The 8,146-nt window shown below is 71.3% G+C and carries 5 protein-coding genes; all 5 read left to right on the top strand.

Features of this window, described 5'->3' with window-relative positions; genetic code table 11:
- A partial coding sequence (locus tag MVA01S_RS27285; RefSeq protein ID WP_159426357.1) for an ATP-binding domain-containing protein occupies positions 1–547 on the top strand: 547 nt, incomplete at its 5' end.
- 180 nt (positions 548–727) lie between these two features.
- Positions 728–3,118: a lysylphosphatidylglycerol synthase transmembrane domain-containing protein gene (locus MVA01S_RS27280; RefSeq protein ID WP_003929668.1), complete on the top strand. Its 2,391-nt coding sequence runs from the start codon at positions 728–730 to the stop codon at positions 3,116–3,118.
- 42 nt (positions 3,119–3,160) lie between these two features.
- Positions 3,161–5,881 carry a cation-translocating P-type ATPase gene (locus MVA01S_RS27275; protein WP_003929669.1) on the top strand — a complete coding sequence of 907 codons (2,721 nt, stop codon included), beginning with the start codon at positions 3,161–3,163 and terminating at the stop codon, positions 5,879–5,881.
- 141 nt (positions 5,882–6,022) lie between these two features.
- Positions 6,023–7,192: an LLM class flavin-dependent oxidoreductase gene (locus MVA01S_RS27270; protein ID WP_003929670.1), complete on the top strand. Its 1,170-nt coding sequence runs from the start codon at positions 6,023–6,025 to the stop codon at positions 7,190–7,192.
- On the top strand, positions 7,189–8,146 hold a 958-nt coding region (locus MVA01S_RS27265), incomplete at its 3' end, for an acyl-CoA dehydrogenase family protein (protein ID WP_060941770.1). The genes MVA01S_RS27270 and MVA01S_RS27265, both read left to right, overlap by 4 nt.

The following is an 8,146-nucleotide window of genomic DNA, read 5'->3' as shown; positions in this document are numbered from 1 at the left end:
CCGGGCGGCGCTGCTGGGCGACGGGGCCGCCGCGCTGTCCGTGCTGGACGGTCACCGGCTGCTGTGCGCGCACCGGCGCGGGCCGTTCGGCGTGGCGCACTGGAACCGTCAGGTCGAGCGCTGGCTGGCCGAGTCGACGGGCCAGCCGGTGTGGGCGCAGTGGTATCCGGGCCGGCCGCTGCTGGTGACGGCCAACGACTACGGGCTGGGGGTCTACAACGGCGACACCGGTGTGGTGGTGGCGTCCCCGGACGGGCTGCGGGCCCACGTCGGGGCGCAGCGGTTCGCGCCGGGCCGGCTCGGCGAGGTCGACACGATGTTCGCGATGACCATCCACAAGAGCCAGGGCAGCCAGGCCGACGAGGTCACGGTGCTGTTGCCGCCGCCGGATTCGCGGCTGCTGACCCGCGAGCTGTTCTACACCGCGGTCACCCGCGCCAAGAAGCGCGTCCAGGTGGTCGGCACCGAGGACGCGGTGCGCGCGGCGATCGACCGGCGCGCCACCCGCGCCTCGGGCCTGGCCCAGCGACTGCGCACCCGCCCCTGACCCCCGCCGAAATCGCATTCCACGCGGCCTTTTCCCGGCTTTTCGCGACCCAGATGCAATCTCGGCAACGTGACGGTGCGTTGACCCCGCACCGCGCATGTACCGATCGTCACCGAACAGTCGCTATTTTGTCGGTGAGCCGATGAGGGCTCGGAGCCAACCGGAAGAGATCGTTGACACATGCGAGTTGACGGGCGGGACGTCGCTGTCTCGGGCAGCCTCCTGCAACCGTTGACCCGGCGGACCAACGACATCGTGCGGTTGGCGGTGTCCGGCGTGTTCCTCGTCGTCGTGGTCACGAGCTCGCTGATCACCCGCTACGAGTGGGAGGCGCTGGAGCGGTCGATCTCGGAGATCGTCGGCGTGCTCAGCCCCGCGCAGTCCAACACCGTCTACCTGATCTACGGCATCACGATCCTGGCGTTGCCGTTCGTCATCCTGATCGGGCTGATCGTGTCGCGGCAGTGGAAGCTGCTCGGCGCGTACGCCGCGGCGGGGGTGATCGCGATCCTGGCGCTGTCGATCACCGGCAACGGCATCGCGGCCCCGCGGTGGCACCTGGACCTCAGCGAGCGCCTCGACACCGTGCTGTCGCAGTTTCTCGACGACCCGCGCTGGATCGCGATGCTGGCCGCCGTGCTGACGGTGTCGGGCCCGTGGCTGCCCGCCCGGTGGCGACGCTGGTGGTGGGCGCTGCTGCTGGCGTTCGTCCCGATCCATCTGGTGGTCAGCGCCGTCGTCCCGGCCCGCTCGCTGCTCGGCTTGGCGGTCGGATGGTTCGTCGGTGCGCTCGTGGTGCTCGTGGTCGGGACGCCCGCGCTGGAGGTGCCGCTCGACGGGGCGGTCCGCGCGATGGCCCGCCGCGGTTTCCCGGCCACGACGCTGGAGGTGGTGCGCCCGGCCGGGCGGGGTCCGCTGGTGCTGCACGCGACCGAGCAGGCGGCCGGCGCCGACACCGAACCAGGGACCGCGATCGTCGAACTGTACGGTCCGCACCAACGCGGCGGCGGCTTCCTGCGCCAGTTCTGGGGCAAACTGCGGCTGCGCGACAGCGAGACCGCACCGCTGCAGACCTCGATGCGCCGCGCGATCGAACACCGCGCGCTGATGGCGCTGGCCATCGGCAACCTGGGGATGGCCAACACCTCCCCGATCGCGGTGGCGACGCTGGACCGCGGCTGGACGGTGTACGCGCACAAACCGGCCCGGGGCATCCCGCTCGAGGACTGCGCCGACGACACCCCGGTCGCCCGTGTGTGGGACTCGCTGGGCGTGCTGCACAGCCAGCAGATCTCGCACGGTGACCTGCGCTGCAAGTCGATCACGGTGGTCGACGGCACCCCGCAGTTCGGCGGCTTCACCCACGCCGAGTACGGCGCGTCGGACGCGCACCTGCACACCGACATCGCGCAGCTGCTGCTCACCACCTCGCACCTGCACGGCACCGACAAGGCGGTCGCCGCGGCGATCACGGTGTTCGGTTTCGAGCAGGTGCTGGCGGCGTCGCGGCGGCTGACCAAGACCGCGCTGCCCAAACAGGTCCGGCAGTCGGTGCCCGACGCGGGCACGGTGATGGCGGCGGTCCGCGACGAGGTCAAGAACCAGACCGGCGCGGAGCAGATCAAGACCGCGACGATCACCCGGTTCACCCGGAACCAGCTGATCCAGATGGTGCTGCTGGTCGCGCTGGTGTACGTCGCCTACCCGTTCATCAGCTCGGTGCCGGTGTTCTTCGCCGAGCTGAGGTCGGCCAACTGGTGGTGGGCGCTGGCCGGTCTGGGGGTCTCGGCGCTGAAATACCTGGGTGCCGCGGCGGCGCTGTGGGCGTGCGCCGACCGGCTCGTCAGCTTCCGCGACCTGACCATCATGCAGGTGGCCAACACGTTCGCCGCGACGACGACGCCTGCCGGTGTCGGTGGCCTGGCGCTGAGCACCCGGTTCCTGCAGAAGGGCGGACTCGGCGCGCTGCGGGCCACCACGGCGGTGGCGCTGCAGCAGTCGGTCCAGGTGATCACCCACATCACGCTGCTGATCATGTTCAGCGCGCTGGTCGGCGTCTCGGCGGACCTGTCGCGGTTCGTGCCGGGCGCGACGGTGCTGTACCTGATCGCTGGCGCGGCGCTCGGCGCGGTCGGGATCTTCCTGTTCGTGCCGAAGCTGCGGCACTGGCTGGCCACCGCGGTGCGGCCGCGGCTGCAGGAGGTGATCAACGACCTGGTTGCGCTGGCCCGCGAACCCCGCCGCTTGGCGCTGATCGTGATCGGTTGCGCGGCAACCACACTCGGCGGCGCGCTGGCGCTGTGGGCGAGCATCGAGGCGTTCGGCGGCGACGCCAGCTTCGTCACCGTCACGATCGTCACGATGATCGGCGGGACGTTGGCGTCGGCGGCCCCGACCCCCGGCGGCGTCGGCGCGGTCGAAGCCGCGCTGATCGGCGGGCTCGCCGCGTTCGGGGTGCCTGCGGGCGTCGCGGTGCCCGCGGTGCTGCTCTACCGGATCCTGACCTGCTGGCTACCGGTGTTCATCGGCTGGCCGATCATGCGCTGGCTCACCCGCAGGGACATGATCTAGGCGACGGTTGCACCGCCACCGCCGAGCAGACAGCATCGTGGGATGGCGAGGGCACCGCAGGCAGCGCAGAACCAGAGGGCCATCGAGGATTCGGAGTTCGCCGGCCTGGCCCACGCCCGCAGCCGCGCCGACATCCTGGCCGCCCTGCACACCACACCGGAGGGCCTGGACGCCGCCGACGCGTCGGCCCGACTCGCCGCCACCGGCCCGAACCGGCTGCCCGAGCCGCCGCGGCGCTCACCGCTGAAGCGCTTCCTGGCGCAGTTCAACAACGTGTTGATCTACGTGCTGATCGCGGCCGCCGTCCTCAAGGCCATCCTGGGCGACTGGATCGACGCCGCGGTGATCGGCGCGGTGGCGGTGATCAACAGCGTCGTCGGCTACCTCCAGGAGGGCAAAGCCGAGCAGGCGCTCGACAGCATCCGCGCGATGTTGTCGGTGTCGGCCCGGGTACGCCGCGACGGCCGGTGGGTCGATGTGGACGCCGAGACGCTGGTGCCCGGCGACGTGGTGCGCATCGGCTCCGGGGACCGTATCCCGGCCGACCTGCGCCTGCTGGAGGTGAACAACCTGCAGGTGGAGGAGTCGGCGTTGACCGGGGAGTCGGTGCCTGCGGCCAAGAGCGTCACCCACGTCGACTTCGACGCCGGTCTCGGCGATCGGACGTCGATGGTGTACTCCGGGACGATCGTGGCCGCGGGCACCGGCGTCGGGGTGGTGACCGCAACCGGCACGGCCACCGAGATCGGACGCATCCAGACGCTGATCACCGAGGTCGAGACCATCGACACCCCGCTGACCCGCAAGCTGGCGCAGTTCGGCCGCCAGCTGTCGGTGCTGATCCTGGTGATGGCCGCGGTGATGCTGGTGGTGGGCCGGTGGCGCTACCAGTTCTCCATCGAGGAACTGATCTCGGCGGCGATCGGGTTCGCGGTGGCGGCCATCCCGGAGGGCCTGCCCGCGGTGGTCACGGTGACCCTGGCGCTGGGCGTGCAGCAGATGGCGCGCCGCCGCGCGATCACCCGCAAGCTGCCCGCGGTCGAGGCGCTCGGCTCGGTCACCGTGATCTGCTCGGACAAGACGGGCACCCTGACCCAGAACGAGATGACGGTGCGCAACGTGGTCACCACCCGGCACCGCTACGCCGTCACCGGTGCCGGCTACGCCCCCGACGGCGACCTCGAACTCGACGGCGCCCCAGCCCGTTTGGCCGACCACCCGGACCTGACCGAGGTAATCGTCACGATGGCGCTGTGCAACGACGCCCGGCTCACCGAGACCGACGGTCGCTGGCAGGTGGTCGGCGAACCCACCGAGGGCGCGCTGCGCGCACTGGCGCGCAAAGCCGGGGTGGACGCGCCGATGGCCCGGGTCGCCGAGATCCCGTTCGAGTCGGCGCACAAGTTCATGGTGACGCTCGACGAGGCGCCCGACGGCGCTCGGTGGCTGCACGTCAAAGGCGCGCCGGATCGCCTGCTGGAGCGCTCGGCCACCCAACTCCGCGCCGGGGCGGCCGAGCCGCTGGACCGCGACTTCTGGGACGGCTGGGTGGACACGCTCAGCGGGCAGGGGCTGCGGGTCCTGGCCGCGGCCCGGCGCCCGGCCGGCACCGGGGACGAGATCGCTCTCGACGATGTCGATTCCGGTCTGGAGTTCCTCGGCGTGGCCGGGATCGTCGACCCGCCCCGCCCCGAGGCGGTCGACGCGATCGCCAACTGTCACAGCGCAGGTATCCGGGTGAAGATGATCACCGGCGACCACGTCGGCACCGCGCGGGCGATCGCCCGCGAGATGGGCATCGTCGACCGGCCGGACCCGCCCGCGCTGACCGGCGCCGACCTGCAGGCGATGAGTCAGCCGCGGCTGCGCGAGGTGGTCGGCGAGGTCGACATCTATGCGCGAACCAGCCCGGAGCACAAGCTGCGCATCGTCAGCGCGCTGCAGGCCGAGGGCAACGTCGTCGCGATGACCGGCGACGGCGTCAACGACGCTCCGGCGCTGACCCGGGCCGACATCGGGGTCGCGATGGGCATCAAGGGCACCGAGGCGACCAAGGAGGCCGCCGGGATCGTGCTGGCCGACGACAACTTCGCCACCATCGAGAAGGCGGTGGAGGAAGGCAGGCGGATCTACGACAACATCCGCAAATCGGTGCTTTTCCTGTTGCCCGCCAACGGGTCCCAGTCGCTGGTCATTCTCGTCGCGATCCTGTTCGGGTTCGCGTTGCCGCTGCAGCCGGTGCAGATCCTGTGGGTCAACCTGGTGACCGGGGTGACGCTGGCGCTGGCGCTGGTGTTCGAGGACGCCGAGGAGGGGTTGATGAACCGGCCGCCGCGGCCGACCGATCAGCCGGTGGTGCGGCTGGCCGACGTGTCGATGATCGCGCTGGTGTCGGTGCTGGTGGCCGGCGCCGCGCTGGCGCTGTTCTTCCTCGGCCGCTCCGGGGGGCATCCGCAGGCGGTGGCACAGACCGCGGCGGTGAACATGCTGGCGATGGGCCAGTTCGCGTATCTGTTCAACTGCCGGTTCCTGACGAGCTCGAGCCTGCGCCCGGCCGCATTGCGGGGCAATCCGTGGGTGTGGCGGACGGGCGCGGCGCTGCTGGTGCTGCAACTGCTGTTCATCTACACGCCGCTGATGAACTCGTGGTTCCACTCCGCGCCGATCGGCTGGGAGAGCTGGGCGGTGGCGCTGGGCTTCTCGGTGCTGATCTTCCTGATCGTGGAGGTCGCCAAGGCCGTCGGGCGCCGCCTCGGCTACTGACCGGGCAGCCGTCTTTCGGTTCACCGTGACGCAAACCCGTGAACACCCCCGCCGCGGCGGGCAGGATCCCGCGGTGACCTGTGTCCACCGCTGTGCGCTGCGACACGTCCGCATCACCCGCACCACGCTTGAGGAGTACGAATGAGCCTGCAACTGCACTGGTTTCTCCCGACCTACGGGGACAGCCGGTTGATCGTCGGCGGCGGGCACGGCACGCCGGCCGGATCGGCGAGCGGTGACCGGGACGCGTCCATCGACTACCTCGGCTCGATCGTGCGCGCGGCCGAGTCGTTCGGCTTCACCGGGGCGCTGATCCCGACCGGCGCGTGGTGCGAGGACGCGTTCATCACCGCCGCGCTGCTGGCCAGGGAGACGACCTCGCTGGCGTTCCTGGTGGCGTTCCGGCCGGGCCTGGTCAGCCCGACGCTGTCGGCGCAGATGGCGGCCACGTTCGCCCGGCACGCACCCGGGCGTCTCCTGCTCAACGTGGTGGTCGGCGGTGAGGCGCACGAACAGCGCGCGTTCGGGGACCACCTCGACAAGGACGGCAGGTACGCGCGCGCCGACGAGTTCCTCGATGTGGTCCGCCGGCTGTGGGACGGGCAGACGGTGACGCACGACGGCGAGCACATCCAGATCGAGGAGGCCGCGATCCCGACGCTGCCGAATCCGGTGCCGCCGTTGTACTTCGGCGGCAGCTCTGCGGCGGCCGGTCCGGTGGCGGCGCGGCATGCCGACGTGTACCTGACCTGGGGTGAGCCGCCGGCGGCGGTGGCCGAGAAGATCGAGTGGATCCGGCGGCTCGCGGCCAAGCAGGGCAGGCAGATCAAGTTCGGCATCCGTTTGCACGTGATCACCCGCGACACCGCCGGCGAGGCCTGGACGCAGGCCGACAAACTGATCGGCGCGCTGGACGAGGAGACCGTGCGCAACGCGCAGGCGGGTCTGGGCCGCAGCGAGTCCGAGGGGCAGAAGCGCATGCTGGCCCTGCACGAGGCGCACCGCGCCGAGGGCAGCTGGCACGACGCCCGCGCACTGGAGATCGCCCCGAACCTGTGGGCCGGTGTCGGCCTGGTCCGCGGCGGCGCAGGCACCGCGCTGGTGGGCAGCCACACCGAGGTCGCCGACCGCATCGCCGAGTACGCCGACGCGGGGATCGACGAGTTCATCTTCTCGGGCTACCCGCATCTGGAGGAGTTGTTCTGGTTCGGCGAGGGCGTGGTGCCGATCCTGCGCGAGCGCGGCCTGTTCACCCGTGAGGTGAAAAGCACTGCTGCCGCGTCGATTCCGTTCATCGGTGCGGCGCGGTGACTTTCGACGCCGCAACTTTCGACGGCGTGCTGGCCGACGCGGCACGGCTGGCCGAGGACTTCGCAGCCGAAGCCGGCACCCGGGACGCCGAACGCCTCCTGCCCCACGATCAGGTCAAGGCGCTCAAGGAATCCGGCCTGCTGGCGCTGTCGGTGCCACGGCACGCGGGCGGGGTCGACGCGCCCGCCGAGGTGCTGGCCGAGGTGTTCCGGTTGCTTGCCCATGCCGACCCGTCACTGGCGCAGATCCCGCACTCGCACTTCGTGTTCCTGGAGGCGCTGCGCCTGCAGGGCACCGCCGAGCAGCAGGCCTACTTCTACGGGCAGGTGCATGCCGGGGCGCTGCTGGCCAACGCGCAGTCCGAACGCGGACCGCACACCGTCGACGTGGACACCACCACGCTGAGCCGGCGGGCCGGCGGCGACTACACGCTGTCGGGCCGCAAGTTCTACTCCACCGGGGCGCTGTTCGCTGACTGGGTGGTCGTGCGCGCCTCGCTGTCCGATGGATCCGGCGCCGCTCCGACCGCCTCGACACCGAAGGCGCTGGCGTTCGTGCCGCGCGACGCCGACGGGGTCGAGGTCGTCGACGACTGGGACGGCATGGGTCAGCGCACCACCGCGTCGGGCACCGTCACGCTCTCCGACGTCGCGGTGCCCGCCGAACACGTGGTCCCGTTCTCGCCGATCTTCTCGGTCCCGACGACCTACGGGGCGCGGGCCCAGCTGTGGCACGCCGCGATCGACGTCGGCATCGCCACCGGCGCACTGGCGGCCGGAGTTCGCCAGACCGCGCTGGCCCGCCCCCATTTCGAGGCGGCGGTCGCCACGGCGGCCGAGGACCCGACGCTGATCACCGTCGCCGGCGAACTGACGGTCACGGTGCGGGGCGCGCAGGCGTTGCTGGCCGAGGCGGCCCGGCAGGTGGACGCCGCGGCCGCCGACCTCACCGACG

Origin of the sequence: Mycolicibacterium vaccae NBRC 14118 = CIP 105934 (genome assembly GCF_001552715.1) — a bacterium.
GTDB classification, from domain to species: Bacteria; Actinomycetota; Actinomycetes; order Mycobacteriales; family Mycobacteriaceae; genus Mycobacterium; species Mycobacterium vaccae.
This window is presented reverse-complemented; position numbering and strand designations above follow the sequence as displayed.